The 26087-nt window shown below is 56.7% G+C and carries 28 protein-coding genes; 10 read left to right on the top strand and 18 right to left on the bottom strand.

From position 1 onward, the window contains the following. Window positions 1-26: 26 nt before the first annotated feature. The 5 genes from AC3Y7R_RS12385 to coxB form a co-directional block, all read right to left on the bottom strand. Window positions 27-860 carry a cytochrome c oxidase subunit 3 gene (locus AC3Y7R_RS12385; protein WP_490042359.1) on the bottom strand — a complete coding sequence of 278 codons (834 nt, stop codon included), beginning with the start codon at window positions 858-860 and terminating at the stop codon, window positions 27-29. 37 nt (window positions 861-897) lie between these two features. After that, complete coding sequence (locus AC3Y7R_RS12380; protein WP_490042358.1) at window positions 898-1494, bottom strand: cytochrome c oxidase assembly protein; 597 nt, start codon at window positions 1492-1494, stop codon at window positions 898-900. Beyond that, complete coding sequence (locus AC3Y7R_RS12375; protein WP_490042357.1) at window positions 1494-1682, bottom strand: hypothetical protein; 189 nt, start codon at window positions 1680-1682, stop codon at window positions 1494-1496. The genes AC3Y7R_RS12380 and AC3Y7R_RS12375 overlap by 1 nt, the downstream gene beginning before the upstream one ends. Further along, window positions 1682-2620: a heme o synthase gene (cyoE, locus tag AC3Y7R_RS12370; protein WP_490042356.1), complete on the bottom strand. Its 939-nt coding sequence runs from the start codon at window positions 2618-2620 to the stop codon at window positions 1682-1684. The genes AC3Y7R_RS12375 and cyoE overlap by 1 nt, the downstream gene beginning before the upstream one ends. Before the next feature lie 71 nt (window positions 2621-2691). After that, complete coding sequence (gene coxB / locus AC3Y7R_RS12365; RefSeq protein WP_490042355.1) at window positions 2692-3573, bottom strand: cytochrome c oxidase subunit II; 882 nt, start codon at window positions 3571-3573, stop codon at window positions 2692-2694. Between the two features lie 161 nt (window positions 3574-3734). Here coxB and tldD point away from each other — a divergent pair, with 161 nt between their 5' ends. Together tldD and dprA are read left to right on the top strand one after the other, a co-directional pair. Continuing rightward, window positions 3735-5165, top strand: a complete 1431-nt coding sequence (gene tldD / locus AC3Y7R_RS12360) for a metalloprotease TldD (RefSeq protein WP_490042354.1) — start codon at window positions 3735-3737, stop codon at window positions 5163-5165. A 221-nt stretch (window positions 5166-5386) separates the two neighbouring features. Then, complete coding sequence (dprA, locus tag AC3Y7R_RS12355) at window positions 5387-6523, top strand: DNA-processing protein DprA (RefSeq protein WP_490042353.1); 1137 nt, start codon at window positions 5387-5389, stop codon at window positions 6521-6523. On the opposite strand, the gene AC3Y7R_RS12350 is transcribed toward dprA, so the two are convergent. The 4 genes from AC3Y7R_RS12350 to AC3Y7R_RS12335 form a co-directional block, all read right to left on the bottom strand. Further along, complete coding sequence (locus tag AC3Y7R_RS12350; RefSeq protein WP_490042352.1) at window positions 6520-7347, bottom strand: DMT family transporter; 828 nt, start codon at window positions 7345-7347, stop codon at window positions 6520-6522. The genes dprA and AC3Y7R_RS12350 overlap by 4 nt on opposite strands. Window positions 7348-7542: 195 nt before the next feature. After that, window positions 7543-9186, bottom strand: a complete 1644-nt coding sequence (gene groL, locus AC3Y7R_RS12345) for a chaperonin GroEL (protein WP_490042351.1) — start codon at window positions 9184-9186, stop codon at window positions 7543-7545. A 72-nt stretch (window positions 9187-9258) separates the two neighbouring features. Next, on the bottom strand, window positions 9259-9546 hold the full coding sequence (locus AC3Y7R_RS12340; protein WP_490042350.1) for a co-chaperone GroES: 288 nt from the start codon (window positions 9544-9546) through the stop codon (window positions 9259-9261). A gap of 149 nt (window positions 9547-9695) precedes the next feature. Continuing rightward, window positions 9696-10367, bottom strand: a complete 672-nt coding sequence (locus AC3Y7R_RS12335; protein WP_490042808.1) for a DUF2161 domain-containing phosphodiesterase — start codon at window positions 10365-10367, stop codon at window positions 9696-9698. A gap of 132 nt (window positions 10368-10499) precedes the next feature. Here AC3Y7R_RS12335 and AC3Y7R_RS12330 point away from each other — a divergent pair, with 132 nt between their 5' ends. The 7 genes from AC3Y7R_RS12330 (at window position 10500) to AC3Y7R_RS12300 (ending at window position 17020) form a co-directional block, all read left to right on the top strand. Continuing rightward, on the top strand, window positions 10500-11984 hold the full coding sequence (locus AC3Y7R_RS12330; RefSeq protein ID WP_490042349.1) for a hypothetical protein: 1485 nt from the start codon (window positions 10500-10502) through the stop codon (window positions 11982-11984). A gap of 64 nt (window positions 11985-12048) precedes the next feature. Continuing rightward, complete coding sequence (locus tag AC3Y7R_RS12325) at window positions 12049-12966, top strand: manganese-dependent inorganic pyrophosphatase (protein ID WP_490042348.1); 918 nt, start codon at window positions 12049-12051, stop codon at window positions 12964-12966. Window positions 12967-13035: 69 nt separating this feature from the next. Beyond that, on the top strand, window positions 13036-13908 hold the full coding sequence (locus AC3Y7R_RS12320; RefSeq protein WP_490042347.1) for a TIGR01459 family HAD-type hydrolase: 873 nt from the start codon (window positions 13036-13038) through the stop codon (window positions 13906-13908). Between the two features lie 86 nt (window positions 13909-13994). After that, on the top strand, window positions 13995-14450 hold the full coding sequence (locus AC3Y7R_RS12315) for a MaoC family dehydratase (RefSeq protein ID WP_490042807.1): 456 nt from the start codon (window positions 13995-13997) through the stop codon (window positions 14448-14450). 107 nt (window positions 14451-14557) lie between these two features. Further along, window positions 14558-15490 (top strand): bifunctional riboflavin kinase/FAD synthetase, encoded by a 933-nt coding sequence (locus AC3Y7R_RS12310; protein ID WP_490042346.1) that lies wholly within the window; start codon window positions 14558-14560, stop codon window positions 15488-15490. A gap of 8 nt (window positions 15491-15498) precedes the next feature. Further along, the gene (locus AC3Y7R_RS12305; protein ID WP_490042345.1) at window positions 15499-15963 is read left to right on the top strand and encodes a YcgN family cysteine cluster protein; all 465 of its coding nucleotides are present in this window, start codon (window positions 15499-15501) and stop codon (window positions 15961-15963) included. A 4-nt stretch (window positions 15964-15967) separates the two neighbouring features. Beyond that, complete coding sequence (locus AC3Y7R_RS12300; RefSeq protein WP_490042344.1) at window positions 15968-17020, top strand: threonine aldolase family protein; 1053 nt, start codon at window positions 15968-15970, stop codon at window positions 17018-17020. On the opposite strand, the gene AC3Y7R_RS12295 is transcribed toward AC3Y7R_RS12300, so the two are convergent. Together AC3Y7R_RS12295 and AC3Y7R_RS12290 are read right to left on the bottom strand one after the other, a co-directional pair. After that, the gene (locus AC3Y7R_RS12295) at window positions 17017-17757 is read right to left on the bottom strand and encodes an alpha/beta fold hydrolase (RefSeq protein ID WP_490042343.1); all 741 of its coding nucleotides are present in this window, start codon (window positions 17755-17757) and stop codon (window positions 17017-17019) included. The genes AC3Y7R_RS12300 and AC3Y7R_RS12295 overlap by 4 nt on opposite strands. After that, complete coding sequence (locus AC3Y7R_RS12290; RefSeq protein ID WP_490042342.1) at window positions 17758-18354, bottom strand: 2-hydroxychromene-2-carboxylate isomerase; 597 nt, start codon at window positions 18352-18354, stop codon at window positions 17758-17760. It lies immediately after the preceding gene. Between the two features lie 118 nt (window positions 18355-18472). Here AC3Y7R_RS12290 and AC3Y7R_RS12285 point away from each other — a divergent pair, with 118 nt between their 5' ends. Continuing rightward, window positions 18473-19489 (top strand): ribose-phosphate pyrophosphokinase, encoded by a 1017-nt coding sequence (locus AC3Y7R_RS12285; protein WP_490042341.1) that lies wholly within the window; start codon window positions 18473-18475, stop codon window positions 19487-19489. 129 nt (window positions 19490-19618) lie between these two features. On the opposite strand, the gene AC3Y7R_RS12280 is transcribed toward AC3Y7R_RS12285, so the two are convergent. The 7 genes from AC3Y7R_RS12280 to AC3Y7R_RS12250 form a co-directional block, all read right to left on the bottom strand. After that, entirely contained in the window at window positions 19619-19969 is a 351-nt protein-coding gene (locus AC3Y7R_RS12280) for an H-type lectin domain-containing protein (RefSeq protein ID WP_490042340.1), read from the bottom strand. A gap of 153 nt (window positions 19970-20122) precedes the next feature. Continuing rightward, entirely contained in the window at window positions 20123-20512 is a 390-nt protein-coding gene (locus AC3Y7R_RS12275) for a F0F1 ATP synthase subunit epsilon (RefSeq protein ID WP_490042339.1), read from the bottom strand. Between the two features lie 19 nt (window positions 20513-20531). Beyond that, entirely contained in the window at window positions 20532-21956 is a 1425-nt protein-coding gene (atpD, locus tag AC3Y7R_RS12270; protein ID WP_490042338.1) for a F0F1 ATP synthase subunit beta, read from the bottom strand. An 18-nt stretch (window positions 21957-21974) separates the two neighbouring features. Beyond that, entirely contained in the window at window positions 21975-22847 is an 873-nt protein-coding gene (locus AC3Y7R_RS12265; protein ID WP_490042337.1) for a F0F1 ATP synthase subunit gamma, read from the bottom strand. A 15-nt stretch (window positions 22848-22862) separates the two neighbouring features. After that, a complete protein-coding gene (atpA, locus tag AC3Y7R_RS12260; RefSeq protein ID WP_490042336.1) occupies window positions 22863-24401 on the bottom strand; it encodes a F0F1 ATP synthase subunit alpha in 1539 nt (512 codons plus the stop codon). 1 nt (window position 24402) lies between these two features. After that, window positions 24403-24963 (bottom strand): F0F1 ATP synthase subunit delta, encoded by a 561-nt coding sequence (locus tag AC3Y7R_RS12255; RefSeq protein ID WP_490042335.1) that lies wholly within the window; start codon window positions 24961-24963, stop codon window positions 24403-24405. Window positions 24964-25246: 283 nt separating this feature from the next. Next, window positions 25247-26008, bottom strand: coding sequence for a methyltransferase domain-containing protein (locus AC3Y7R_RS12250; RefSeq protein ID WP_490042334.1), 762 nt, complete (start codon window positions 26006-26008; stop codon window positions 25247-25249). Window positions 26009-26087: the final 79 nt, after the last annotated feature.

Raw genomic sequence — 26087 nt, 5'->3', positions numbered from 1 at the left:
TTTTTGAAATTTCCTGGGACAGGAAATTAGCCGCCCCAAACGTAGACCGCTGCAAATAAGAACAGCCAAACCACATCCACAAAGTGCCAGTACCAAGCAGCTGCTTCAAACCCGACATGACGCTCTGGAGTGAAGTGACCTTTATACGCACGGATCAGGCAAACCAGTAGGAAGATGGTCCCGACCAAAACGTGAAAGCCGTGGAACCCTGTCGCCATAAAGAAATTCGCGCCGTAAATATTGCCGGAAAAACCAAACGCTGCATGGCTATACTCATAGGCTTGGAACACAGTGAACACGGCCCCCAACAAGATGGCAACAATCAGGCCCGTTTTGAGATCTTTGCGGTTATTCTCATGGGCCAACGCGTGGTGCGCCCAAGTGGCCGCCGCCCCCGAGCATAGCAAGATCAACGTATTGATCAGCGGCAAGTGCCAAGGGTCAAAGGTCTCGATACCAGCAGGCGGCCATTGGCCGTCAACGGCAGGGCTAAGGGGCCCCATCGGATACATGGCGTGCTTAAAGAAAGACCAAAACCATGCGACAAAGAACATAACCTCAGAGGTGATGAAGAAGATAAAGCCATACCGCAAGCCGATGCGCACCACAGGGGTGTGGTCGCCTTGCTGGGCTTCTTCCACAACTTCGGCCCACCAACTGAACATCGTGTAGAGTACGGCGGCAAACCCAATGGCAAACAGCCAAGGGCCACCCAGCTCAAACGAGCCACGCAGCATAGGGATTGGGCCAGCCATCCAAGCAACGGCCCCTGCGAGCATTATAAATGCCGACAACGCCCCCAGCAACGGGTTAATTGACGGTGGCAGAATGTGGTAATCGTGGTTCTTGGCATGTGCCATGGTGGTTGGACTCCCTCGTGTGGGCTTATAGTTGTTTTTAATTATACTCAGTAGTCTGGGCGGGTTGCTCCGAGGTTAAGGCCGCTTGCGCGTCCACCTCTGGCAGGTCGATCTCGTAAAAAGTGTAGCTTAATGTGATCTCTTCGACAAACTTTGCGTCAGGGTCATTCACAATTTCCGGATCGACAAAGAATGTCACCGGCATCATCAGGCGTTCTCCCGGCTGCAAAACCTGCTCGGTAAAGCAAAAACAGTCTATTTTGGTGAAAAAGCCACCGGCGGTAAACGGAAACACATTATAGCTGGCAGCCCCGGCAATCGGGCGATTGGTGGGGTTGTAGGCCTCATAGAAGGCCAGCCCGGTCTCGCCGATGCGCAAGGTCATCTGGCGTTGCTCCGGCTTGAACTCCCAATCCATATTCGACGACAGTGAACCATCAAAGCGAATGTTGATCGTACGCTCCAAGATAACGTCGGAGCCAGCATCGGCCTCAAGGGTCGTTCCACCATATCCGGTAACGCGGCAAAACAGATCATAAAGCGGCACCGACGCGAACGCCAAGGCGCCCATCGTGAAGACGACACTCACCAAAATGGCTACGGTCCGGCGCTGAGGGTCAAGCCCCTTAAACATCAGCTACCATCCCCATCACCCGCAGACACGGGCGCGGTTTGGCCATAGCCCTCGACAAAATTGGTGCGCTTCACCTTCACAACTGTCAGCCCGAAGACGATAGCCACAAAACCCAGCAACAACAGACCTACGCCCAAGTTGCGGCCGAAACGGCGTTTGTGCAGCTCATGTTCAACTTTGAACGTCATCACCAAGCTCCCATTCCGGCTTTAACCCAGATCGCCTGCGCCAACAGTGCGCAGAAGCTGGAAAATAGATATACGAGTGAGAACCGGAAGTATTTCTTCTCGGCCGTGTAAATATCGGCGTCGGCATCCGCATCATCGCGTTGCCATAACTTCCATGCGCCAAAGACGAATTTGGCGTTCAGGTACAGGGCTGCGGTCAGGTATATCCACCCCCCGATAGAGGTAAACGCTGCACCAATCGCCAGCGGGGCCAGCAACACGGCATAAATCAGGATTTGCTTACGGGTCTCGCGCTTGCCGTGGGTCACAGTCAGCATCGGCACACCCGCGTTGGTGTAGTCATCGTTCATAAACAGCGCCAGCGCCCAGAAGTGCGGCGGGGTCCACATGAACACGAGGCTGAACAACAACACGCTCTCGACCGATATGCTACCAGTAGCCACGGCCCAGCCTATCATCGGCGGGAAGGCCCCAGCCGCGCCACCAATGACGATATTTTGGGGCGTCCAGCGCTTTAGCCACATAGTGTAAACAGCAACGTAGAAAAAGATGGTGAAGGCCAAGATACCCGCAGCGACCCAGTTGGAGGCCAGCCCCAGCATAGTGACCGACAGAAACGACAACCATAAGCCCAGCGTCAAAGCCTCGCCCGGTGCAACCCTACCTGCGGGAACAGGGCGGTTGGCGGTACGCTTCATCACGGTGTCGATGTCGTGATCATACCACATGTTCAGCGCGCCGGAGGCCCCGCCGCCCAATGCGATAAACAAAATCGACACCATGGCAACAAACGGATGCACAGAAACCGGAGCCACAAACACACCAACGGCCGCAGTAAACACCACCAAAGACATCACGCGCGGCTTTAGCAGCGCCCAATAGTCACCGAACTGACCCTCGCCAGTCACCGTGCCAATGTTTTGTGTCGCGTCGCTCATGGCGTTACACTCGATCTCCAAAAGAACATCTCTAAAGGGATGTAAGGCGGGGTTAACCCCGCCCTACCGATTTAGTCAGCAGCAGCGACTTGAACGCGCAGCGGAGTGCCCGCATATTCTTCAATCGCGCCTTCCAGCCAAGCCTCATAGGCCTCTTGGCTGACCACTTTGACGGTGATCGGCATGTAGGAGTGAGACTTACCGCACAGCTCGGAGCATTGACCAAAGTAAACGCCCTCTTTCTCGGCTTTGAACCACAAAGCTGCCAAACGACCCGGAACCGCATCTTGCTTCACCCCGAAGGCCGGAATGGTCCAAGAGTGGATCACGTCAGCACCCGTCACCTGAATAACAATGGTTTTGTTAACCGGCACAACCACAGCAGTGTCAGTGGCCAGCAGGAACTCACTCTTGGTGTAACCAGCCTCGACCAATTCGGCTTCTACATCAGGCGTCATGCGATCTTCACCGGCCCCGATCATAAAGCTGTCAAAGCCAAAATCATGATCCACGTACTCGTAGCCCCAGTACCATTGGTAGCCGGTTGCCTTGATAACGATGTCGCCCTCGGGAATACGTTGCTGCTTGAACAGCACAGGAACCGAGAACGCACCGATCACGACCAAAATGATCACGGGCAGCAGGGTCCAAGCCACCTCAAGAGTGGAATGGTGGGTAAATGTTGCAGGCTTCGGGTTGCGCTTGGCGTTGAAGCGGTAGGCACACCACATCATCAAGGCGGTAACGCAAATGCAGATGATCGTGATGATAATCAACACGAACCCGTCCAGCCATTGCATATCGCGAGCCAATTCTGTGGCCGCAGCCTGAAAACCAAGACCACCATCGGTCGGCTTGCCGATAATTTCAAGATTGTCCGGCGTGGCTTGCGCATGCGCGCCAGTGGCGGCCACAAGGGCGCCGATACCGGCAAGGAGTGTAGCAATTCTCATCTGTTGTTCCCGTCTTTATCAGGGCCGTGCTCTTTGGCACGCGAGCCCCTGCTTGCGTCTGGCTTGTGAGAAACCATATTACATTGCAAGGAGCAAGCATAGACGCCAAGAAAGCGCCACCATGCCGCACACTATTTTGCGCTAAATCAAGGGAATCACCAATGACCTCCGCTAATGTCGCCCCCTTCCGCCCGTTTGAGACCATGCTGGACCAAACCCGCGCCCTAGAGATTCTACGCGCAGCCACCGATGGAGCGTGCGACGGGGAGCTGTATCTTGAACGCAAACGCGGCGAGGTTTTCTCCTTCGATGATGGTCGCCTCAAGACTGCCAGCTATGATGCCTCGGAAGGCTTCGGCCTGCGCGCCGTGCGTGGAGAGACCACAGGCTATGCCCATGCCACCGAGATATCCGAGCACGCCCTGATCCGCGCCAGTGAGACCGCCCGCCTTGCCGTGGGCGCAGGCGGCGGCACGCTTGCCCCTGCCCCGCAACACACCAACCGCAAACTCTACTCCGATATGGACCCGATGGAGGGCATCGCCTTCACCACCAAGGTCGATACCCTGCGCCAAATCGACGATTTCGCCCGCGCGCTGGACCCGCGCGTGGTGCAGGTCTCCGCCAGTCTCGCTGCCTCGCACCAAGAGGTGGTGATTCTGCGCCCCGATGGCACCTTGGTCACCGACATTCGCCCAATGACCCGCATCAACGTCTCGGTTATTGCGCAAAAAGACGGCCGCCGCGAAAATGGCACCGCTGGCGGCGGCGGGCGCTATATGCTCGATGGGCTGCTGGAGCCATCTCACTGGCAAGGCTTGATCCGCGAAGCCTTGCGCATCGCCTTGGTTAACCTTGACGCGGAACCTGCCCCTGCGGGCGTCATGGATGTCGTTCTTGGCCCCGGCTGGCCCGGCATTTTGCTGCACGAGGCCATCGGCCACGGGCTAGAGGGCGACTTCAACCGCAAGAAAACCTCTGCCTTTGCCGGGCTTATGGGGCAGCAAATCGCCGCCAAAGGCGTCACCGTGCTGGACGACGGCACAATCCCAGATCGCCGTGGCTCTATCACCGTGGACGACGAGGGCACGCCATCGGGCAAGAACACCCTGATCGAGGACGGTGTGTTGGTCGGCTACATGCAAGACCGCCAAAACGCCCGCCTTATGGGGGTGGAGCCCACTGGCAACGGGCGCCGCGAAAGCTATGAGCACGCCCCGATGCCGCGCATGACCAACACCTATATGTTGGGGGGCGACGCAAAACCCGAGGCTATCGTATCCGATCTGAAAGACGGGCTTTACGCCGTGGGATTTGGTGGCGGTCAGGTGGATATCACCAACGGCAAATTCGTGTTTTCCTGCACCGAAGCCTACCGCGTAAAGAACGGCAAAATCGGCACGCCCGTAAGTGGAGCCACGCTGATTGGCGACGGGGCCACCGCGTTGAAGCAAATACAAGCCATCGGCAACGATATGGCGCTGGACCCCGGCATGGGGAACTGCGGCAAGGCTGGACAATGGGTGCCGGTGGGTGTCGGTCAGCCGACGCTAAGAATTGGCGGGCTAACCGTTGGCGGTTCCGCGACTTAATCCTCGCGACTCAGGGTGCATCTAAAAATGCAGTTGGCGGCGCAAACCTCGCTATTTCAACGTAGGTTGCCGCCACCTTGCCAAAACAGAATCAAAAAATATTCAAACTTAAATTAAATAATTTCAATGCCTTGCAAGAAAAAATCCATTCCATTCTAAACATTCACCTTCCCTTAACTCCCTCGCTCCAAAGTAGGGTCACTGATTAGATGGAGCGAAGAATGGCCAGCGACCTGCTGTCTACCCCACCCCCCCTCGCACCCCCAAGACTACAGGGCGATAATGCCTCTTGGCTCCGTCTAATCAGGTCTTACCGTGTTGGTGTTTCCACATTTTTCCGGCTTCTAAATGAGCACGGATCAGCCTCCGCCGCGCTGGAGGCTTTGCCCGGTATCGCCTCCGCGGCAGGTGTTGCACGCTACACCCCTTGCTCTATGGCCAGCGTTCATCAAGAATTGGAACGCGGTGCTCGTCTTGGCGCCCGCCTTCTGCGACATGGCACGCCAGACTACCCCCAAGCTCTCATGGATATTCCCGATGCCCCGCCGTTGCTTTGGGCTTTGGGGGACATATCCCTCGCCAATCGCGCCTCCATCGCCATGGTCGGCGCGCGCAATGCCTCCTCGCTTGGAACCCGCATGGCCAATGGTCTCGCCAATGATTTGGGCAACGCGGGGTATGCCATCGCCTCTGGCTTGGCACGCGGGGTCGATACCGCCGCCCATATCGCCGCCCTGCCGCACGGCACCATCGCCGTCGTCGCAGGCGGGTTGGATGTGATCTATCCGCGCGAGAACACCAAATTGCACGACGACATCGCCAAGCAAGGCTTGATCTTGTCTGAGCGCCCCCTTGGCCTGCAACCCCAAGCGCGCGATTTTCCCCGCAGGAATCGCATCATATCTGGCCTGTCGCAGGCCGTTGTGATCGTCGAGGCCGCCGCAAAATCCGGCAGTCTGATAACTGCACGCAACGCATTAGACCAAGGCCGTGACGTTATGGCGGTTCCTGGTCACCCGCTTGATGCGCGCGCCGCTGGCTGTAACATGTTGATCCGCGATGGCGCTGCCTTGGTGCGCTCTGCGCAGGACATTTTGGCAAACGTCGGCACTCTCAAAACACAGCCCCAAGCCCAAGCAGAACTGGCATTCGAACCGCCAGCCAAAGGCCCCGTGCATCCGCACGGACCCGCCCATGCGCAAATTCTGGGGCTGCTTGGCCCCTCGCCAGTGGCAGAGGATCAACTGCTCAGGGACCTCAATGTCGAAGCCGGGGCACTTGCACCCCAACTCACCATTCTAGAGCTTGAAGGCCGGATCGCGCGCCAGCCCGGCGGAATGCTCACCCGCTTGAACTAAGCCGCTTTGCGTAACGCCAGTGCAATCCCGCTCAACACCAAGACGCAAGCAACCGCGAACCTTACTGTCAACTCTTCGCCCAAAAACACCATGCCGCCAGCCAAGGCAATCACCGGAACGCTAAGTTGCACGGTCGCAGCAATCGAGGTCGGGAGCTGCGGTAATATTTTGTACCATAAGGTATAGCCCAGCGCCGAAGTCACCGCCCCCGCAAAAATGGAACACAACACTCCCGTGAAGTTTGCGGCAGGCACCCCAACGACGACGGTAGCCGCCAACATAATCAACGCGGCATAAATGAAATTCCGGCTCGTCCTTGCAAGCGGGAATTTCGCCGAGCGCCCGACCAGCGTGTAGCTGGCCCAGCCGACACCCGCCACGGACATCAACACCGCGCCGCCCAAATCCGGTGCAACCGACCCCGACGGCCAAAGCAGCGCGACCAATCCGCCAAAGGCAACCGCGCAGCCCGCATAGCGCCCCGCGGGCACGGCCTCCCCAGCCCAAACCGCGACGCCAAACATCGTAATCTGCACGACCCCGAACAAAATCAGCGCCCCAACGCCCGCATCTAGCGTGACATAGGCGACAGAGAACCCCAGCATATAAACGAGCAAAGACACCGTTCCGATAACGCTGCCCACCTCTTCCTTTGGGGCTCCGCGCAAGGCCACAAGCACCGCCAGAACTGTTGCACCAGACCACAGCCGAACCGTGGCGAACCCCAATGGATCCATCCCACCATCGGTTATCCCGATTTTGTTAAGAACGGAATTCGCGGCAAACGCCACCATGGTAATAAAGGTCAAAAATATCAAACGCATGGAGCGTGGCTTACGACCATTTTTCAGCAATGAACATTGCGAAGTTGTAAATTGCGCGTGTTTCTACACTCACAATCCGGTCAACAAAAAGGGCCGCCCCGAAGGGCGACCCTAAATTTAGTACAGTAAGCGTTTGGGTATTACAGCGTAATACTTCGCCATGATCACACGTATTCGCCTTGCGGCAAATGCGTGCTACATCATGCCGCCCATGCCGCCCATTCCGCCCATGTCAGGCATGCCGCCGCCGCCATCTTTCGATGGCTTATCGCCGACCATAGCTTCTGTGGTGATCAGCAAGGATGCCACCGAAGCTGCGTCTTGCAATGCAGTGCGAACTACTTTGGCAGGGTCGATCACGCCGAATTTGAACATGTCGCCATATTCTTCGGTCTGAGCGTTGAAGCCGAAAGTTACGTCGTCGGACTCGCGGATTTTGCCAGCCACAACAGCGCCGTCAACACCAGCATTTTCAGCAATCTGACGCAGTGGCGCTTCGATGGCTTTGCGCACGATTTTGATGCCGACATCTTGGTCGCCATTCGCGCCTTTAAGACCTTCAAGGGTCTTCGCAGCTTGAACCAAAGCAACACCGCCGCCTACAACAATACCTTCTTGCACGGCCGCACGGGTCGCGTTCAAAGCATCGTCAACGCGGTCTTTGCGCTCTTTAACTTCAACTTCAGTCATGCCGCCAACACGGATAACAGCAACGCCGCCTGCCAATTTGGCAACACGTTCTTGCAGCTTCTCACGGTCGTAATCAGACGTGGTTTCTTCGATCTGCTGACGGATCTGAGCAACACGTGCCTCGATCTCAGCTTTCTCGCCAGCGCCGTCAACGATAGTGGTCTCGTCTTTGGTGATCTGAACTTTCTTGGCAGTGCCAAGCATGTCGATAGTCACCGACTCAAGCTTCATGCCCAAATCTTCCGAGATCACTTGACCACCAGTCAAAATCGCGATGTCTTGCAACATTGCTTTACGACGATCGCCAAAACCAGGAGCCTTAACAGCCGAGATTTTCAGGCCGCCACGCAGTTTGTTCACAACAAGCGTTGCAAGGGCTTCGCCCTCAACATCTTCTGCAATGATCATCAGCGGTTTGCCGGACTGGATAACAGTTTCCAACAAAGGAACCATTGGCTGCAACGACGAGAGTTTTTTCTCGTGCAGCAAGATCAGGCAATCTTCCAGCTCAGCAGTCATTTTTTCAGGGTTAGTCACGAAGTAAGGTGACAGGTAGCCGCGGTCAAACTGCATGCCTTCAACAACATCGGTCTCTGTTTCCAGGCCTTTGTTTTCTTCGACGGTGATAACACCCTCATTGCCGACTTTTTGCATCGCACCAGCAATTTGCTGACCGATTTCAGCTTCGCCATTGGCGGAGATGGTGCCGACTTGTGCAACTTCGTCGCTGTCATTGACAGGGCGTGCTGCAGCTTTGATCGCTTCAACAACTTTGATAGTTGCCATGTCGATGCCGCGTTTCAGGTCCATCGGGTTCATGCCAGCGGCAACCGATTTCAGGCCTTCTTTTACGATGGCTTGAGCCAGAACTGTTGCAGTCGTGGTGCCGTCACCGGCCTCATCATTGGTCCGGGAAGCAACTTCCTTAACCATTTGTGCGCCCATGTTCTCGAACTTGTCTTCAAGTTCGATATCTTTGGCAACAGTCACACCGTCTTTGGTGATGCGTGGTGCGCCGAAAGATTTGTCCAAGACAACGTTACGGCCTTTAGGACCGAGGGTAACTTTCACAGCGTCAGCCAGAATGTTGATGCCGTTCAGCATCTTGTTCCGGGCGTCTGTGCCGAATTTGACGTCTTTAGCAGCCATTTTCATGTGCTCCTTTGAGTATCTTTATATGTTGCGAATATTTAGGTGGAGCATAAAGCCCCGGCATTTCCCTTAGGAAATGATGCCCAAAATGTCGCTCTCTTTCATGATCAGCAGCTCTTTGCCGTCAACGGTGACTTCTGTGCCGGACCATTTGCCGAACAAGATTTTGTCGCCTTCTTTGACAGCCATCGGGATCAAATCACCCGACTCTTTGCGTGCGCCTTCGCCAGCGGCAATAATCATGCCTTCTGCTGGTTTTTCTTTTGCGCTTTCAGGGATGATCAAACCGCCTGCGGTTTTTTCGTCGCCTTCAACGCGTTCAACCAGAACGCGGTCGTGTAGCGGTTTTAATGCCATCTGATGGTGCTCCTCAGCTCCAAATTACTCCCATGGCCCCTCAATCTTCGGGACCGTTAGCACTCACCTAATGCGAGTGCCAACAAAGCGTAGCTAAGGAGCCTCCATCAATGAGTCAACCAGATGCCCTGTTAAATGTTTATGAAACCTTAGCCGTCCAGCGCCCCTGAAAACGCCTCAAGCGCCGTAATTCCCTTGGGCGTCAGCGCGTAATGGCCTACGGCAACCCGCTCGAACCAGCCATAATGATCCGCCGCCATGATGCGCGTTGCTGTCGGCACCTCCGCCGCTGCGGCCACGACCGAGCCTTTGCAAGCCCCCGCTACCGCCAAGTGGCGCGCACATTTCAGCGCATCTTGGCGATACGCCGTAATCAGGCCCACACGGGTTTGCCCGCCGGTATTCGGGTCACCCACCCGCCGCGCAAACTCGCGCAACAGGCGGCCCTTGCGGGTCTTGGATTTGCGTGGTGCGTAGGGCGCTGGGTCAGTGTGGACCTCAATCAGCCCATCCGACAGCCGTACTGTAATTAGTCCCAACCCCAACCGACGGCACAGCGCGGCGTTCTCTTTCAACGCCTTAAGAAACAGCTTCCCCGGCTTGCGCGGCACCGCCACATAAACGTCGTCACAGATAGATTGCCGCGCCACACCTTGATGAAACAGGCTCAGCGAAAACGCGGTCTTCAGCTCTATAATTACCGGATCATCGCCCGCGCGCGCGCCAACCACATCACAGGCCCCGATCTCGCCCTTCACCTCATATCCCTGCCCTTCAAGGAAGCCTTTAACGGGCGCATATAGCTCTGTCTCTTTCACCATAGCCACCACGCTAACGCCCGTGACACCCTGCCGACAAGCGCGCGCATTTTGGCTTTGGCCTATGCGCGCAATGGTGTATCATCGCAGTAACAAGAGCAGACAGTCAGAGCCCCACAGTAAGGAGCCGCCCCAATGCTAACCGCCCCCCTCGCGGCCCAGACCGCTTGCGCTGACGCAGGCCTTAACTTCGTGCGCACCTTTCGCGGCCAGTTCACCCTCAGCCAATCCACCTCGCTAGACGTTGAAGACTACCGAACGACCGAGCTTGGCCAAGGTTGGCACCTACATCACTGCCGCGCCCTCCCAGTATCGCGCCTATATGACCACCGCGGCGAGGCCGTGGGGCTGCTGCTTGGGCTTGCCGTCGACGGCGCTGGCAAGTTGGTCAGTGACGGCTACGCCCTGCCAGAACACCAAAGTTTCGAGCAATTTGTCACCGATGCCGCCGGTCGCTATGTCGCCCTATCGCCCACTGCGGTTTACGCTGATCCGACGGGCTCCATGGGGGTGGTTTATGATGCCAGCACCCGAACCGTGGCCTCAACCCCACTCATGTGCATTAACCGCCCGCTTATTGATACGCCCCGCTTTGATCCACAGGAAATTCAGGCCGGTCGGGGGGCTTACGCGCTTGGCTTTACTCGCGATGTGCATGTGCGTGGGGTGATGCCCAACCACCGGCTTGACCTTACCAGCTTCCAACTCGCGCGCTTCTGGCCCGCGGTTGATGCGCAATTCCCAACCGACACGCCGGACAGAACCATCGCCGCCATGGCCAAACGCCTAAGCGCCACGATCGGGGCCATCGCGCAAAGCCACCCAACGCTATTGCCCCTCACAGGGGGGCGCGACAGCCGAAACCTTGCCGCCGCCGCCAAACCGCATCTGGACCATATCGACCACAGCTTTACCTATGTGATGAACTGGCAAGGCCAACTTGACGCCGAGATCAGCACAGACGTGGCCGCCGCCTTGGGTTTGGAGCACACGATCTACGCCTCCTACACCAACACGGCCCGCGACCGGGACACCCTCAGCCGCCCCGCCCGTATGCGCCAAAAGATGGCATTCCGGCTGGCGGGGGGCTTTGTCGGTGACGCCAACAACGACGTGCTCGACGGGCTAAGCCGCAAGCTACCGCACGGGGTTGTGTTGCGCGGCAATGTTATGGAAATCCTCAAGGCCAATCACTGGAAACGCGGCCTAACCCATGACGCGGCCACCCCCGACGGCCATGACGCGGATTACGCGACCGACCGCCTCGCCATTCTGCCCGCTGGTGGTGCCCAAACCGTCAACACGTTCAAACCCGACTACCTCGCATGGAAGGGAAGCCTGCCCGAAGCCGCCCAAAAGCTCTCGTATGACTTTGCCTTTATCGAGAACCTGCTCCCCGGCTGGCAGCCTAAATTCTACGGCTACACCCGCAATTTCCTCGTGAATCCGTTTTGCGATCGCGCACTTATACGCGCCTGCATGTGCTTGCCCGTGGCCGAGCGCCAAGCCAACATCTACAATGACGCGTTGCTGGCGCATCTCGCGCCTGAACTTAGCCACATCCCCTTCACACCAGACCTAAAACGCCAGCGCTATCCTGCCGCATCCAGCGCCGCGTGACATCACGCACAACGGCTCTTATAAGGCGCGCAAAGACCACACCCATCCTCAAGGACGCATAGCTATGACCACATTTATCTTTGGCCACAAATCCCCCGACACCGACAGCACCGGCTCGCCGCTGATCTGGGAATGGTTCATGAACCACACTGGCGCGGACGCCGCCGCCAAACTGCTGGGCGAGCCGAACACCGAAGCCGCCTTCGTGCTGGAACGCTGGAACCTCACCAAGCCAGAAATCATCGACAATGTAGCCGACGGCCAGCCTTGCGTTATCGTCGACACCAACAACCCGGCCGAGTTGCCCGCCAATATAAACGGCGCAGACGTGCAAGCCATCATCGACCACCACAAGCTGGTCGGCGGGCTGGAAACGGCTGGCCCCATCGACATCACTATCCGCCCGCTGGCTTGCACCGCCACCATCATGCACGATCTGATGGGCGCGCACGTCGACCACATGCCGGAGAATATCAAAGGCGCGATGCTGTCGTGCATCTTGTCCGATACGCTGGAATTCCGCTCGCCGACCACGACGGACACCGACCGCGCCCTGGCCGAAAAACTGGCGGGTGAGCTAGGCATCAATATTGCCGATTACGCCGCCGAGATGTTCGCCGCGAAATCCGATGTCTCTGCCTTCTCCGCCGCAGAGTTGCTGCGCATGGACAGCAAAGAATATGAGGTCGGCGGCATGAAGTTCCGCGTCTCGGTGCTGGAAACCACCTCGCCCGCCTCCGTGCTGGACCGCAAGGACGAGATCATGGCCGCCATGCCCGCCGTCGCAGGCGAAGACAAAGTGAACGAAGTTCTGCTGTTCGTCGTGGACATCCTCAACGAGGAAGCCACCATGATGATCCCCAACGACCTATCCAAGCGCGTGGCCGAGGCCAGCTTCGGCGCGAACGTTTCCGGCGACACCGTTGTCCTACCCGGCGTGATGAGCCGCAAAAAGCAGATCATCCCCGTTCTCAAAGTTTAAAACGACACCACTACATGCGGGGGTAGCGATGCTCCCGCATGTGTTTTTCTTGATATTTCAGAGGCCCCCATGACCCAAATCATCACCCAACTCTCTGAAATTTCCGACCGCTATGACGCGCTTTTTGTCGATCTCTGGGGCTGCATCCACAACGGCCTGACCCCCTTTTCCGAGGCCGTCGCGGCCATGCAGGAATACCGCGCCAAAGGCGGCAAAGTGATTTTTGTCACCAACGCCCCGCGCCACCGCGCCTCGGTCGCACTACAGCTTGAAAAAATCGGCGTTGCGGATGATAGCTGGGACGTCATTGCCACCTCCGGCGATTCCGCGCGCTTTGCCATGTTTAACGGGGCCGTTGGCTCAAAGGTCTATTTCATTGGCCAACCTCACGACACAACCTTCTTCGATCCCCTTGATATCGTTGAAAATCCCGCCCCCATTAAGACAGTCCCTTTAAGCGAAGCCGAAGGCATCATTTGCTGCGGCCCCCTCGATCCTTTTGCCGACCCAGAGGTGAACCGCGCTGATTTTCTCTATGCCAAACAAAAGGGCCTGAAGCTGCTGTGCGCCAACCCTGACATCAATGTCGACCGCGGCGAAAAGCGCGAATGGTGCGCCGGGGCCTTAGCCAAGCTCTATACCGAAATGGGCGGCGAGAGCCTGTATTTTGGCAAGCCCCATCCGCCAATCTATGACCTCGCCCGCCGCAGGCTCGCAGCCCTTGGCACCTCGATCTCTGACGACCGGATCTTATGCATCGGCGATGGCATTCTGACCGATATCAAAGGTGCGATGGGCGAGGATATTGATTCTCTGTTCATCTCCGGGGGCCTTGCCGCCGCCGAGACAAAAACGACGCACCAGCCGGATGAAAACCTTCTAAACGCCTATTTAGAAAAAGAAATGTCAAATCCGACCTATACAATTGGCTTCCTTCGCTAGCGCAGAAAGCACTGGACTTTGCTGCAAGTGCAAAGTAATTATATTTCAAACACGGCGCATTACTTGTTTGAAAGTTACTTACCATGATGACAGCCCATCGCACAGACAACCTTCCCCGCGGCACCATTTGCATCGAGGATATCGAGATTGGCATGAAGCGGCATTTGCGCAAGCAGGTCACCGATAAAGACATTGAAATGTTCGCCGAAATCTCCACTGACCATAATCCGGTGCACCTCGATGACGATTACGCCCAAGACACAATATTCGAGGGCCGCATCGCCCATGGCATGCTCACTGCTGGCCTGATCTCTGCGGTTATTGGTGAACAACTTCCCGGCCATGGTACTGTTTACCTTGGACAAACCTTGAAATTCCTCGCCCCTGTGCGCCCCGGCGATATGGTCATGGCCGAGGTAGAGGTTATGGAAATCGACTACGCCAAGCGCCGCGTCACCATGCACACCCGTTGCGAAGTGGACGGCAAAAACGTGCTAAAAGGCGAGGCCATCGTCCTAGCGCCGTCACGTAAATTCGACTAGCGCAGTACCTATCCAAAATCCCCGCGCAGCGCGGCAGGTCAGTTTCAAAGAAACTTACCGAGAGCGACCACTTGCACCCACCTCATAGGCCGTTTACCCAAACGCTCATGAGGATCATTCGAGACTATCAATTCACCCGTCCGCAAGACCGAGGTGCCACCGCCGCCATCGGCAACTTTGATGGCGTGCATGTAGGCCATCGCGCGGTGATCGAGTTGGCCCGCAAGGCCGCCCCCGACGCACCACTTGGCATCGTCACCTTTGAGCCGCACCCGCGCGAATTCTTCGCCAAAGGCGCCCCCGCATTCCGTTTGATGAACGCCGAAGCCAAGGCCAACCGCCTTGAAAAGCTGGGCGTGGAGCGTCTGTATCAGTTGAATTTCAATCCAACCCTCTCCGGCCTTTCTGCCGAAGAGTTCGCCCGTGACGTGATCGCCAAAGGCCTTGGTCTGACCCATGTGGTCGTTGGCGCTGATTTCTGCTTTGGCAAAGGCCGCGCGGGCAACGCCGACATGCTTAAAGAATTCGGCGCACACTACGGTTTCGGCGTCACAATCGCCGACCTCGTAACCCAAGACACCGCCCAAGTGTCCTCCACCAGCATCCGCGCGGCTTTAACCGATGGCCGCCCACGCGACGCCGCAGAAATGCTCAAACACTGGCACCGCATCGAGGGGGCCGTCATCCAAGGTGACCAACGCGGCCGCGAATTGGGCTTCCCCACGGCCAACATGTCCATCGACGGGCTGCACCCGCCAAAATTTGGCGTCTATGCCATTCTGGTTGATGTCTTGACCGGCCCGCATAAAGGCGAATACCACGGCGCCGCCTCTATCGGGGTGCGCCCGATGTTTGGCGTGAACACGCCCAACTGCGAAAGCTTTCTGTTTGATTTCAAAGGGGATTTATACGGCGAGACCCTGTCTGTTGCCCTCATTGAATACCTGCGCGGCGAGGAAAAATTCGACAGCCTCGACGCCCTGATCACCCAGATGAACGCCGATTGCGACCGCGCGCGCACCATTCTGGCCGCCCTGTGAACGCCCCCATGAGCGACCCGATCCAACGCGATGGCTTACGCGAAAAATTCTGGGAAAATGTACCGCTCAAAAACATGGCCCCCAAAGAGTGGGAGGCCCTGTGCGACGGCTGTGGGCGCTGCTGTTTGAATAAACTGGAAGACGAAGACACCTTCGAGATCGCCTTCACCCGCGTCGCCTGCCGCCTGCTGGATGGCGACACCTGCCGCTGCGCCCAATATGATATCCGCAAGCAATTCGTCCCCGATTGCGTGCAGCTAACCCCAAAAAACATCGACGACATCGGCTATTGGATGCCGCCCACCTGCGCCTACAGATTACTCAATGAAGGCAAAGCCTTATACGATTGGCACCCGCTCATTTCTGGCACAGCGCAGACCGTTCACGACGCAGGGGTGTCGGTACAGGGATGGACAGTGCCAGAATTTGAGGTATCCGAGGACGAGTGGGAAAACTACATAATCGAGGATTAGCGCCATGAATTTCGCCTCTGATAACGCGGGCCCAATGCACCCATCAGTGCTGGACGCCATCGTCAAAGCCAACACCGGCTACGAGATGCCCTATGGCTACGACACCATCATGCCCCGCGTCCGCGACGCCATTCGCACCACATTTGAGGCCCCCGAGGCGGCAGTTTACTTAGTTGCCACAGGCACCGCTGCCAACGCGCTGGCCCTATCCACCTACACCCAGAGTTGGGACACCATGTTCGCGCACCGCGTCTCTCACGTTGAAGAAGACGAATGCGGCGCGCCGGAATTCTACGCCAACGGGGCCAAGACAACTTTGGTCGAGGGGCATGGCGCGAAAATGGACCCTGACGCGTTACGCCATGCGATCATTCACACTGGCGACAAAGGTGTGCATGGTGTGCAACGCGGCCCCGTGACAATCACACAAGCCACCGAAGTCGGCACGCTTTACACGTTAGACGAGATTGCGCAACTTACTGCGATTGCAAAAGAATTCGACCTGAAAACCCATCTGGACGGCGCACGGTTTGCCAATGCCTGCGCCGCGCTTGGCTGCACGGCGGCGCAGATGTCATGGAAAGCAGGCATCGACGTGGTGTCCTTTGGCGGCACCAAAAACGGCTGTGCAGGCGTCGAGGCAGTCATCTTTTTCGACCCTGAAAAGGCGTGGGAGTTCGAGTTGCGCCGCAAACGTGGCGCGCATCTTTTCTCCAAGCACCGCTACTTATCCGCTCAGATGGAGGCCTATCTGGGGGGGGGTCTATGGCTAGAGCTCGGGGCCAAAGCCAACGCCAATTGCGCCCGTCTGGTCGCAGGATTGGACAGTATCGAGGGGGCCGATATCCCCGACCGCCCACAGGCCAACATGGTCTTCGCCAACCTGCCCCGCGCCGCGCATAAACGCGCCATAAACGCCGGCGCGCAGTATTACCTATTCCCCTTCAACGCCTCGCTCGACGGTCCTGACGAGGAGTTGATCCGCTGTCGCATGGTCTGTGATTGGTCCAAATCCGAGGCCGAGATCGACCAGCTAGTCGCGCTGCTACGCGGCTAAGATGTGAACGCGGCAAGGTGCTGCCCCAGTAGCTTGCCGTGGGTCAGCGGGATCATATGCCCGGCATTTTCGATCACAACCGAGCAATCAACCGTCATTTCCGCCTCAAGCCCCCGCTTGACCCCTCGCATAATAGGCTCTGAGCGCCCCCCCATGATCAGCGCAACGGGGCATTTGATCCGCCCTAACCGCGCCCAGATATTTCCCGTATCCTCAGCAATACTTGGCCCCGAAGTCGCAACCAGACGCATCTTGGCGGCAATACCCTCGCGCACGCTTTCTGGTAAATGCGCCCAAGCCCCCTCAACGCCCCAATCGCGTATGAACAGCTCTGCCGCGTGCAGGAACTCGCCCTGCACGATTGCCTCCATCACTGGCGCAGAGCGCGCTCGGTAGGCTTGAAACATTTCTGGTTGGCCTTGCCGCGCCGCGTAAAAGAACACCGGGTCAATTAACGTCAGACTAAGCAGCAACTCCGGCCGCTCCACCGCCAAGCGCAATGCCACCGTCGCGCCGAACGAATGCCCGACCAGATGCACCGGCTCTTTCCCAACCCCACACGCAACTTCCGCCATCCGGTAGGCTTGGGTCTGGTAATCACCGCCATCCCAGTCCACCGCATCGCCATGGCCCGGAAGCTCCACAAAGCGGCAGTCCAGATCCGGCAACTCAGGCGTCACCTCCCGCCACACCCGCTGATCCGCGAGCATGCCGTGCACAAACAGCGCCTTAGCCATCTACAACGCGCCCGATAAGAACAGGCCCAAGTCCTCGATCTTATCTTGCCCCCAGAACCGCTCGTCGCTGTCAGTAATATAAGTCGGCGCGCCAAATACACCGCACCGCACCGCATCTTCCAGATTGCGGCCGTATTGCTCGGCTCCGGCCAGCAGCCCCTTATCCGCCAGCGTCGGATCAAACCCCGCTTGCTCCAACACCTCACGCACAACGCCATCATCTGCAATGTCACGATCCTCGGCCCAGCACGCGCGGGTAAAGCCATGCACCAAGCCGCCCACATCACCCCCCGCCGATTGCGCCGCAATGATCGCATAAGAGGACGGCGCAGGGTTCGCGGGCCAAAACGCAGGCTTCAGGTTCAACGCCATCCCCAGTTTCTTGGCCGAGCGCCGCATCTCTTGCAGCCGCCACTCTTGACGGTTGGGATGGCGTTGCGGCGGCGGCGTGCCCCCCGTGCGCGCAAACAGCCCCATAATATCCATCGGCTTGTAAGTGATCGTCGCGCCGTGTTTGGCCGCCATTTCCTCCAAACGTGTCCCCGCAAGATACGTGTAGGGTGAAATGGTCGCAAAATAGTAATCAATATGTGGCATTTGGACGTCCTTATCAGCTTATACCTTTGCGCGAATCCTAGTGCGGTGTTACGGGGTTCGCAACGCGGGCCGCGTTGGGGAACACAGGTCTGTGATAGCTGCCAAACGGGGACACCACATGCCAATCACCACAGATCCAAAACTTATCGCCGGCAATTCCAATATTCCACTCGCCAAGGCCATCGCCAAACGCATGTCAATGCATCGCGGGCAACGGGTCAATCCGATTGATACACGGGTCGAGCGCTTCAACGATGGCGAGATTTTCGTCGAAGTCTACGAGAACGTCCGCGGCGAGGATATGTTCATCATCCAAAGCACCTCGAACCCGGCCAATGACAACCTGATGGAGCTGCTGATCATGACCGATGCGCTGCGTCGCTCGTCCGCGCAACGCATCACCGCAGTGATCCCATACTTCGGCTATGCCCGCCAAGATCGCCGCACCAAGGCCCGCACGCCGATCTCGGCCAAACTGGTGGCCAACCTGATTGCCGAGGCTGGCGTCGAGCGGGTTTTGACCATGGACCTGCACGCGGCCCAGATCCAAGGCTTCTTCGACATCCCCGTCGACAACCTCTACGCCTCGCCGATCTTTGCGCTCGATATTTTGCACCACTTCAAGGACATGGAAGATGTGATGATCGTCTCTCCCGATGTGGGCGGTGTGGCGCGCGCGCGCGAATTGGCGCAACGCATCAAGGTGCCGCTGTCCATCGTGGATAAACGTCGCGAGAAAGCCGGAGAAATCGCCGAGATGACCGTTATCGGAGACGTCAAAGGCAAGCGCTGTATCATTGTCGACGACATCTGCGACACTGCTGGCACTCTGTGCAAAGCCGCCGAAGTGCTGATGGAGGCCGGTGCCACCGAGGTTCACAGCTACATCACCCACGGCGTCCTATCCGGCCCCGCGGTCGAGCGGATCACCAACTCAGTGATGAAAAGTCTGGTGATCACAGATAGCATCGAGCCGACCAAAGCCGTCAAAGCCTGCAAAAACATCCGCATCGTACCAACAGCACCCTTATTCGCCCAAGCAATCCTCAACATCTCTGGTGGCATGTCAGTTTCATCCCTGTTCGACAACGCGACGCTGGAGCCGATCTACGAAAGCCTCTATCCAAGCAGCTAAGGCTGGGCCAAGCAGCTAAATCCTGAGGCACTGAGAACTTCTTTTTTCCGAAAATACCTCGGGGGTTTGGGGGCAGCGCCCCCAAGACAAACAATGTCGGGCGTGCGAAGCGCGCACCATTTGGCTAGATCAGTACAGGTCCCAACTATCCTCATTGGGCAGCGCGCCTATAATAATCCAGTTGGCACGCACGCGGGCCACCCGGCTATCCCCCCATGTACGGAACACCAGATCGAATCCACCCTCAGAAATGTTTTCGGCGGAAATATCCATGCGTTGATTGGTTGACGAGGCGCTATCCCACATCGAAATCCCCACCATCACATTGGGCACGGAGGCGTAGCGCTCGGCAAACTCCACCTCAAAGCGATGCTCACGCGGGCCAGTGCCGGTCCACATAGGCCCGTCATCAATATGGTCGGAGAACAGGACGCGAGAGCCCTGCGAGATACCGATATGATTGTTGGTTAAACGCTGCATTTTCTACCTTTGAACTCGCATATACTCGGAAAAATTGGCGACACTATGTCAGACTACTTCGTGGTAAGCCTTTCGCTCCTAAATAAACGTGAAAAAGCCCCGTCATAGCGGGGCTTTTTCTAAAATTATCGCAAAATCACAAATTTATCCCGCTTAAGGCAAAATTTGCGAGCTCGCTGCGACCAAATCGTCGGCATATTTTGCCGCTACATCTGTGTTGGCCGAATCTCGTTGCATGTTGGCCTCTTTGATCAGGACCTCCATCAACTCCGCAGTCACATCCGCCTTTGCAAAGGCCCGCTCGGCCAGCACAGTGGTGCCTGCTGTGCCAACTTCTGCGAAACCGCCTGTCACCAAATACTCATCGGTTCCAGATGCCGTCACAACGCTCAAAACGCCGGGACGCAAGGTTGTAATCACCGGCGCGTGTTGCGCCATTGCGGTGAAGTCACCCTCAGCCCCGGGGATTTGCACCTCGGAAGCCTGCACGGAAGCTAAGCTCCGCTCAGGTGAGACCAGTTCGAATTGCATCATCTCAGCCATGTGATGGCCTCCTTAAGGCTTAAGCTGCGTCAGCAGCCATTTTCTCGGCTTTAGCGATCACATCTTCGATGCCGCCAACCATGTAGAAGGCGCCCTCTGGAAGGTGATCGTACTCGCCAGCCACAACGGCTTTGAACGACGCGATAGTGTCTTCCAGCGGAACCTGCTTACCATCAGAACCAGTGAACACTTTCGCAACATCGAAAGGTTGGGACAAGAAGCGTTCAATTTTACGCGCCCGTGCCACTGCGATTTTGTCGTCTTCAGACAGTTCATCCATGCCAAGAATGGCGATGATGTCTTGCAATGATTTGTAGCGCTGCAAGATGCTTTGGACGTCACGGGCAACTTGGTAGTGCTCCTCGCCAACAACAGATGGGTCCATCAGGCGCGACGTACTATCGAGCGGATCAACCGCAGGGTAGATGCCTTTTTCCGAGATCGCACGGTCAAGAACCGTTGTCGCGTCAAGGTGGGCAAACGATGTCGCAGGTGCCGGGTCGGTAAGGTCATCGGCAGGCACATACACGGCTTGCACCGAAGTGATCGAGCCCGCTTTGGTCGATGCAATACGTTCTTGCATCATGCCCATGTCAGTGGCCAGCGTTGGCTGGTAGCCAACAGCCGATGGGATACGACCCAACAGCGCGGACACTTCGGAACCGGCTTGTGTAAAGCGGAAGATGTTGTCCACGAAGAACAAAACGTCCGAGCCCGTGTCATCACGGAACTGCTCTGCCAAAGACAGGCCAGTCAAAGCAATCCGCATACGCGCACCTGGAGGCTCGTTCATTTGACCGTAAACCAGCGCAATTTTGGATTTCTCCAAATCGTCAGGAACGATAACACCGGATTCGATCATCTCGTGGTAAAGGTCATTGCCTTCACGGGTCCGCTCGCCAACACCCGCGAACACGGACACACCAGAGTGCACCTTCGCGATGTTGTTGATCAGCTCCATAATCAGAACCGTTTTGCCAACACCAGCACCGCCGAACAGGCCAATTTTGCCGCCCTTGGTATATGGTGCCAGAAGGTCGATAACTTTGATGCCTGTCACCAGAATTTCAGTCGCTGTGGACTGGTCTTCAAACGCAGGCGCGTCGCCGTGAATAGAGCGGAACTCGGTCGCGCTGACCGGGCCTTTCTCGTCCACTGGCTCGCCGATGACGTTCAGGATGCGGCCCAATGTGCCGGTCCCTACTGGTACGGTGATTTGGCCGTCCGTGTTGATGACTTCCTGTCCGCGCACCAAACCCTCGGTGGAGTCCATAGCGATTGTGCGAACGGTGTTCTCACCAAGGTGCTGTGCAACTTCCAACACCAGCTTTTTGCCGTTGTTATCAGTTGTCAGCGCGTTCAGAATCTCGGGCAGGTCGTCGGCGAATTGGACGTCGACAACCGCGCCAATAACCTGTGTAATTTTGCCTTTTGAGTTGGCCATTTTAAGGTTCTCCGGGGTCTAGAGCGCTTCCGCGCCCGAAATGATTTCAATAAGCTCGTTGGTGATGACAGCCTGACGTGACCGGTTGTATTCGATGGTCAGCTTGTCGATCATATCGCCTGCGTTGCGGGTTGCGTTGTCCATGGCGGACATCCGCGCGCCCTGCTCCGAGGCGCCGTTTTCCAACAGGGCCGAGAAGATTTGCGTGGTGACTGCGCGCGGCAGCAAGTCGGCCAGAATGCCTTCTTCGCTTGGCTCGTAGTCGTAGATTGTGCTCTCGCCAGTGGCTTCCGCGTCCGAGAAGTCAGCAGGGATAATCTGCTGCTCGGTCGGGGTTTGGCTGATGACAGACTGGAAGCTCGAGTAGAAAATCTTTGCTACATCGAACTCGCCAGCGTCAAAGCGGGCCAGTACATCTTGGGCAATGCCAGCCGCGTTGTCATAGCCAAGCTTTTTGACCTCTGACAAATCGACATGGTGGATGAAGTATTGCCCGAGGTCGCGTTTTATCGACTCCCGGCCTTTCTTACCCACAGTGATGATTTTCACTGTTTTGCCTTCGGCGATCAGCTTGTTTGCAGCCGCACGCGCCATTTTGGCGATGTTGCCGTTAAAGCCGCCGCACAAGCCGCGCTCTGCGGTCATAACAACCAACAGATGCGTTTGATCAGCACCGTTACCTACCAGCAGCTTGGGGCCGCTGTCAGACGATACAGAACCGGCCAACTGTGCCATCACGGCGTTAAACCGTTTGGCATAGGGGCGCCCAGCCTCCGCCGCTTCCTGCGCACGGCGCAGTTTAGCGGCGGCGACCATCTGCATCGCCTTCGTGATCTTGCGGGTCGATTTGACCGACGCGATCCGATTTTTTAGAACCTTGAGGTTTGGCATATGCCTAAGCCCCCCTTATGCGAAGTCAGCTGCGAACGCGTCGATCTCGGCTTTAATGGCCGCCTCGGCATCACCCTTAATTTTGGGGTCATCCTTGGTGATCATATCCAGAACCGCTTTACCTTTGCCACGCAGATGCGCCAGCAAACCAGCTTCAAAACGGCCAACATCGTTGACGGCAATTTTGTCCAGATAGCCTTTGGTGCCTGCATAGATTGCGCAAACGATCTCGGCATTGGTCAATGGCGAATACTGTGGCTGTTTCATCAGCTCAGTCAAACGCGCACCACGGTTCAGCAATTGCTGAGTTGCAGCGTCCAAATCCGATCCGAACTGCGCGAAGGCAGCCATTTCACGGTATTGAGCCAATTCCAATTTAACCGGACCAGCAACCGACTTCATCGAGTTTGTTTGTGCGGACGAGCCAACACGCGAAACTGACAAGCCAGTGTTCACAGCAGGGCGGATGCCTTGGTAGAACAGCTCGGTTTCCAAGAAGATCTGACCGTCAGTGATCGAAATCACGTTTGTCGGAATAAACGCAGACACGTCGCCACCTTGGGTTTCAATGATCGGCAAAGCCGTCAGCGAGCCAGAGCCGTTATCTTCGTTCAGTTTGCAAGAACGCTCAAGCAATCTGGAGTGAAGATAGAAAACATCTCCAGGATACGCTTCACGCCCTGGTGGGCGACGCAGCAACAGCGACATTTGACGGTAAGACACAGCTTGTTTGGTCAAATCATCATAGATGATCAGCGCGTGGCGGCCATTGTCACGGAAGTGCTCGGCCATTGCGGTCGCAGCGTAGGGTGCCAAGAACTGCATCGGAGCAGGATCAGATGCGGTTGCAGCCACAACGATCGAATACTCAAGCGCGCCAGATTCTTCGAGCTTCTTAACCAATTGCGCCACAGTAGAGCGCTTCTGGCCAATCGCTACATAGATGCAATAGAGCTTCTTGCTCTCGTCATCGCCTGCGGCCTCGTTATAGGACTTTTGGTTCAGGATCGCATCGAGCGCGATAGCTGTTTTACCGATTTGACGGTCACCAATGATCAACTCGCGCTGGCCACGGCCAACCGGGATCATCGCATCCACAGATTTCAGACCAGTTGCCATTGGCTCGTGAACCGATTTGCGCGGGATGATGCCCGGCGCTTTTTGGTCAACAATAGCGCGTTTCTTGGTTTTGATCGGGCCTTTGCCATCCAGTGGATTGCCAAGACCGTCAACAACGCGACCTAGCAACTCGTCACCGACAGCAACGTCCACAATAGAGTTCGTCCGCTTAACAACGTCGCCCTCTTTGATTTGGCTGTCGGACCCGAAGATAACAACACCAACGTTGTCATTCTCAAGGTTCAAGGCCATGCCTTGAATGCCACCGGGGAATTCGACCATTTCGCCAGCTTGGCAATTGTCGAGACCGTAGACGCGAGCAATCCCGTCACCAACGCTTAGCACGCGGCCAACTTCGGCAACTTCGACTTCTTTGCCAAAGTTTTTGATCTGGTCTTTTAGGATCGCAGAGATTTCTGCAGCTTGGATCGCCATGTTATCCGACCTCTTTCATGGAATTCTGGAGGGAAGCGAGTTTCGAGCGGATCGAGGTGTCGATCATCTTGGAACCCACTTTTACGACAAGGCCGCCAATGAGACTTTCATCGACGGACATATTAATTTTTACATCTTTACCAATTGTCGACGTCAACGACTTGGCAAGTTTGTCTTGTTGCACCTTGGTCAAAGCCTTGGCGGCGATGACGTCAGCGGTTACTTCGCCTTTCTCGTCGGCGATAAGCTCCCGCAAGCCTGACACCAACTGCGGCAGAACAAACAGACGGCGCTTATCAGCCATCAGGTTCAGCGTCTTGGTCATAACTGGCGACAACTTCATTTTCTTGGCGATTGCCACAACTGCGCTGGCTTGCTGTTCCCGAGAGTACAGCGGCGATGCTATTAAGTCGCGGAAATCTGCGCTTTCAGCCAATGCGGTATCTAGCGTGTCGACGTCGGTTTCCAACGCCTTCAGCTTTTTGCCTTCTTTGGCCAATTCAAACACGGCTGTCGCATAACGCGCGGCGATGCCTGTGGAGATCGAGACTGGTTCGGACACATCCACCCTTCCGATAACGAGGCCAGCAAACTTTGAAATAAAGTCTGTCTTGGCGATTGCAGAAAAGGCCACGCACCCCGCAGCCTTCAAAATCAGTGGTGATCTAGCAAACGGGTGTGCTCACCGCAACAGGTAAGGCCAATATAATACCATCAAAAAAACCCCTGTTTTTACAGGGCCTTTAGCGCAATCATGCGCGGGTGCGACGGATTGAAGCCCCCAGTATTGAGTAGATAATGACCTTTTTTTGTCGATTTTCCCCGCGAGTCACCCACGCTTTCGTTCAATCCGATTTAACAATGTCACGCCCAACCACTGGCTTCGCGGCACTTTCCAGCGCCCGAAGTGGCGTTCTGACGTTCACTTTCAGCCCTTTTTTCTTCGGCGCATAAACTTGCTTGCTCGCCTCGACGATCAAAACACCCCCCGCCAGATACGACGAGACCCGCCGCCCGGCAGCCTCAAAACTATTCGCCCACTTCAGCCAGACCTTGCGCTGGCTCGGTGGCGTGAACAGCGCCGCGCGGTGACTTTCCGGCGTAAAAGAATGCCGCCTCAGCTGCGCCTCCAACTGGCTTAGCGAATAGGGCCGGCCGAACCCAAACGGCGTCGCATCGCGCCTTGCCCACAGGCCCGCGCGGTTGGGCACCACAAACAGCGCCCGCCCCCCGGGGCCCAGCACGCGAAAACACTCCTCCAGCAATGCGGTAGGGTTCTGCGATGTCTCCAGCCCATGCATCAATACCAGCTTATCCACCTGCCCAGTCTCTAACGGCCACAGGGTTTCCTCGCACAGCACCGACATGTTGTCTTGGCCCGCGGGCCAATGCATGACGCCTTGCGGACCCGGCATCAGGGCCATAACCCGACGCGCCTCGCCGAAAAAAGGGCGCAACAGCGGGGCCGCAAACCCATAGCCGACCACGGTTTGCCCCTTCGTGTTAGACCAAAGCGAGCGCACCTGATCACGCACCGCACGTTGTGCCACGCGGCCAAGACCGGTGCGGTAGTAAAACTTTTTCAGGTCTTGAACATCCAAATGCATAACCAGCCCTTAGTATACCCGAACACTCTGCCTCGCTTTTGGGCTCTTGCAAAGCTGCATACACATCTTACCTCAAGGT

The organism is Litoreibacter sp., from assembly GCF_058136045.1.
The sequence above is the reverse complement of the archived record's forward strand: the minus strand, read 5'-3'. Positions and strand labels throughout refer to the sequence as shown.

Excerpts from the sequence above, each read along its gene's own strand:
- AC3Y7R_RS12385 (WP_490042359.1), bottom strand. The coding sequence starts at position 860 with ATGGCACATGCCAAGAACCACGATTACCACATTCTGCCACCGTCAATT.
- AC3Y7R_RS12380 (WP_490042358.1), bottom strand. The coding sequence starts at position 1,494 with ATGTTTAAGGGGCTTGACCCTCAGCGCCGGACCGTAGCCATTTTGGTG.
- AC3Y7R_RS12375 (WP_490042357.1), bottom strand. The coding sequence starts at position 1,682 with ATGACGTTCAAAGTTGAACATGAGCTGCACAAACGCCGTTTCGGCCGC.
- cyoE (WP_490042356.1), bottom strand. The coding sequence starts at position 2,620 with ATGAGCGACGCGACACAAAACATTGGCACGGTGACTGGCGAGGGTCAG.
- coxB (WP_490042355.1), bottom strand. The coding sequence starts at position 3,573 with ATGAGAATTGCTACACTCCTTGCCGGTATCGGCGCCCTTGTGGCCGCC.
- tldD (WP_490042354.1), top strand. The coding sequence starts at position 3,735 with ATGACCTCCGCTAATGTCGCCCCCTTCCGCCCGTTTGAGACCATGCTG.
- dprA (WP_490042353.1), top strand. The coding sequence starts at position 5,387 with ATGGCCAGCGACCTGCTGTCTACCCCACCCCCCCTCGCACCCCCAAGA.
- AC3Y7R_RS12350 (WP_490042352.1), bottom strand. The coding sequence starts at position 7,347 with ATGCGTTTGATATTTTTGACCTTTATTACCATGGTGGCGTTTGCCGCG.
- groL (WP_490042351.1), bottom strand. The coding sequence starts at position 9,186 with ATGGCTGCTAAAGACGTCAAATTCGGCACAGACGCCCGGAACAAGATG.
- AC3Y7R_RS12340 (WP_490042350.1), bottom strand. The coding sequence starts at position 9,546 with ATGGCATTAAAACCGCTACACGACCGCGTTCTGGTTGAACGCGTTGAA.
- AC3Y7R_RS12335 (WP_490042808.1), bottom strand. The coding sequence starts at position 10,367 with ATGGTGAAAGAGACAGAGCTATATGCGCCCGTTAAAGGCTTCCTTGAA.
- AC3Y7R_RS12330 (WP_490042349.1), top strand. The coding sequence starts at position 10,500 with ATGCTAACCGCCCCCCTCGCGGCCCAGACCGCTTGCGCTGACGCAGGC.
- AC3Y7R_RS12325 (WP_490042348.1), top strand. The coding sequence starts at position 12,049 with ATGACCACATTTATCTTTGGCCACAAATCCCCCGACACCGACAGCACC.
- AC3Y7R_RS12320 (WP_490042347.1), top strand. The coding sequence starts at position 13,036 with ATGACCCAAATCATCACCCAACTCTCTGAAATTTCCGACCGCTATGAC.
- AC3Y7R_RS12315 (WP_490042807.1), top strand. The coding sequence starts at position 13,995 with ATGACAGCCCATCGCACAGACAACCTTCCCCGCGGCACCATTTGCATC.
- AC3Y7R_RS12310 (WP_490042346.1), top strand. The coding sequence starts at position 14,558 with ATGAGGATCATTCGAGACTATCAATTCACCCGTCCGCAAGACCGAGGT.
- AC3Y7R_RS12305 (WP_490042345.1), top strand. The coding sequence starts at position 15,499 with ATGAGCGACCCGATCCAACGCGATGGCTTACGCGAAAAATTCTGGGAA.
- AC3Y7R_RS12300 (WP_490042344.1), top strand. The coding sequence starts at position 15,968 with ATGAATTTCGCCTCTGATAACGCGGGCCCAATGCACCCATCAGTGCTG.
- AC3Y7R_RS12295 (WP_490042343.1), bottom strand. The coding sequence starts at position 17,757 with ATGGCTAAGGCGCTGTTTGTGCACGGCATGCTCGCGGATCAGCGGGTG.
- AC3Y7R_RS12290 (WP_490042342.1), bottom strand. The coding sequence starts at position 18,354 with ATGCCACATATTGATTACTATTTTGCGACCATTTCACCCTACACGTAT.
- AC3Y7R_RS12285 (WP_490042341.1), top strand. The coding sequence starts at position 18,473 with ATGCCAATCACCACAGATCCAAAACTTATCGCCGGCAATTCCAATATT.
- AC3Y7R_RS12280 (WP_490042340.1), bottom strand. The coding sequence starts at position 19,969 with ATGCAGCGTTTAACCAACAATCATATCGGTATCTCGCAGGGCTCTCGC.
- AC3Y7R_RS12275 (WP_490042339.1), bottom strand. The coding sequence starts at position 20,512 with ATGGCTGAGATGATGCAATTCGAACTGGTCTCACCTGAGCGGAGCTTA.
- atpD (WP_490042338.1), bottom strand. The coding sequence starts at position 21,956 with ATGGCCAACTCAAAAGGCAAAATTACACAGGTTATTGGCGCGGTTGTC.
- AC3Y7R_RS12265 (WP_490042337.1), bottom strand. The coding sequence starts at position 22,847 with ATGCCAAACCTCAAGGTTCTAAAAAATCGGATCGCGTCGGTCAAATCG.
- atpA (WP_490042336.1), bottom strand. The coding sequence starts at position 24,401 with ATGGCGATCCAAGCTGCAGAAATCTCTGCGATCCTAAAAGACCAGATC.
- AC3Y7R_RS12250 (WP_490042334.1), bottom strand. The coding sequence starts at position 26,008 with ATGCATTTGGATGTTCAAGACCTGAAAAAGTTTTACTACCGCACCGGT.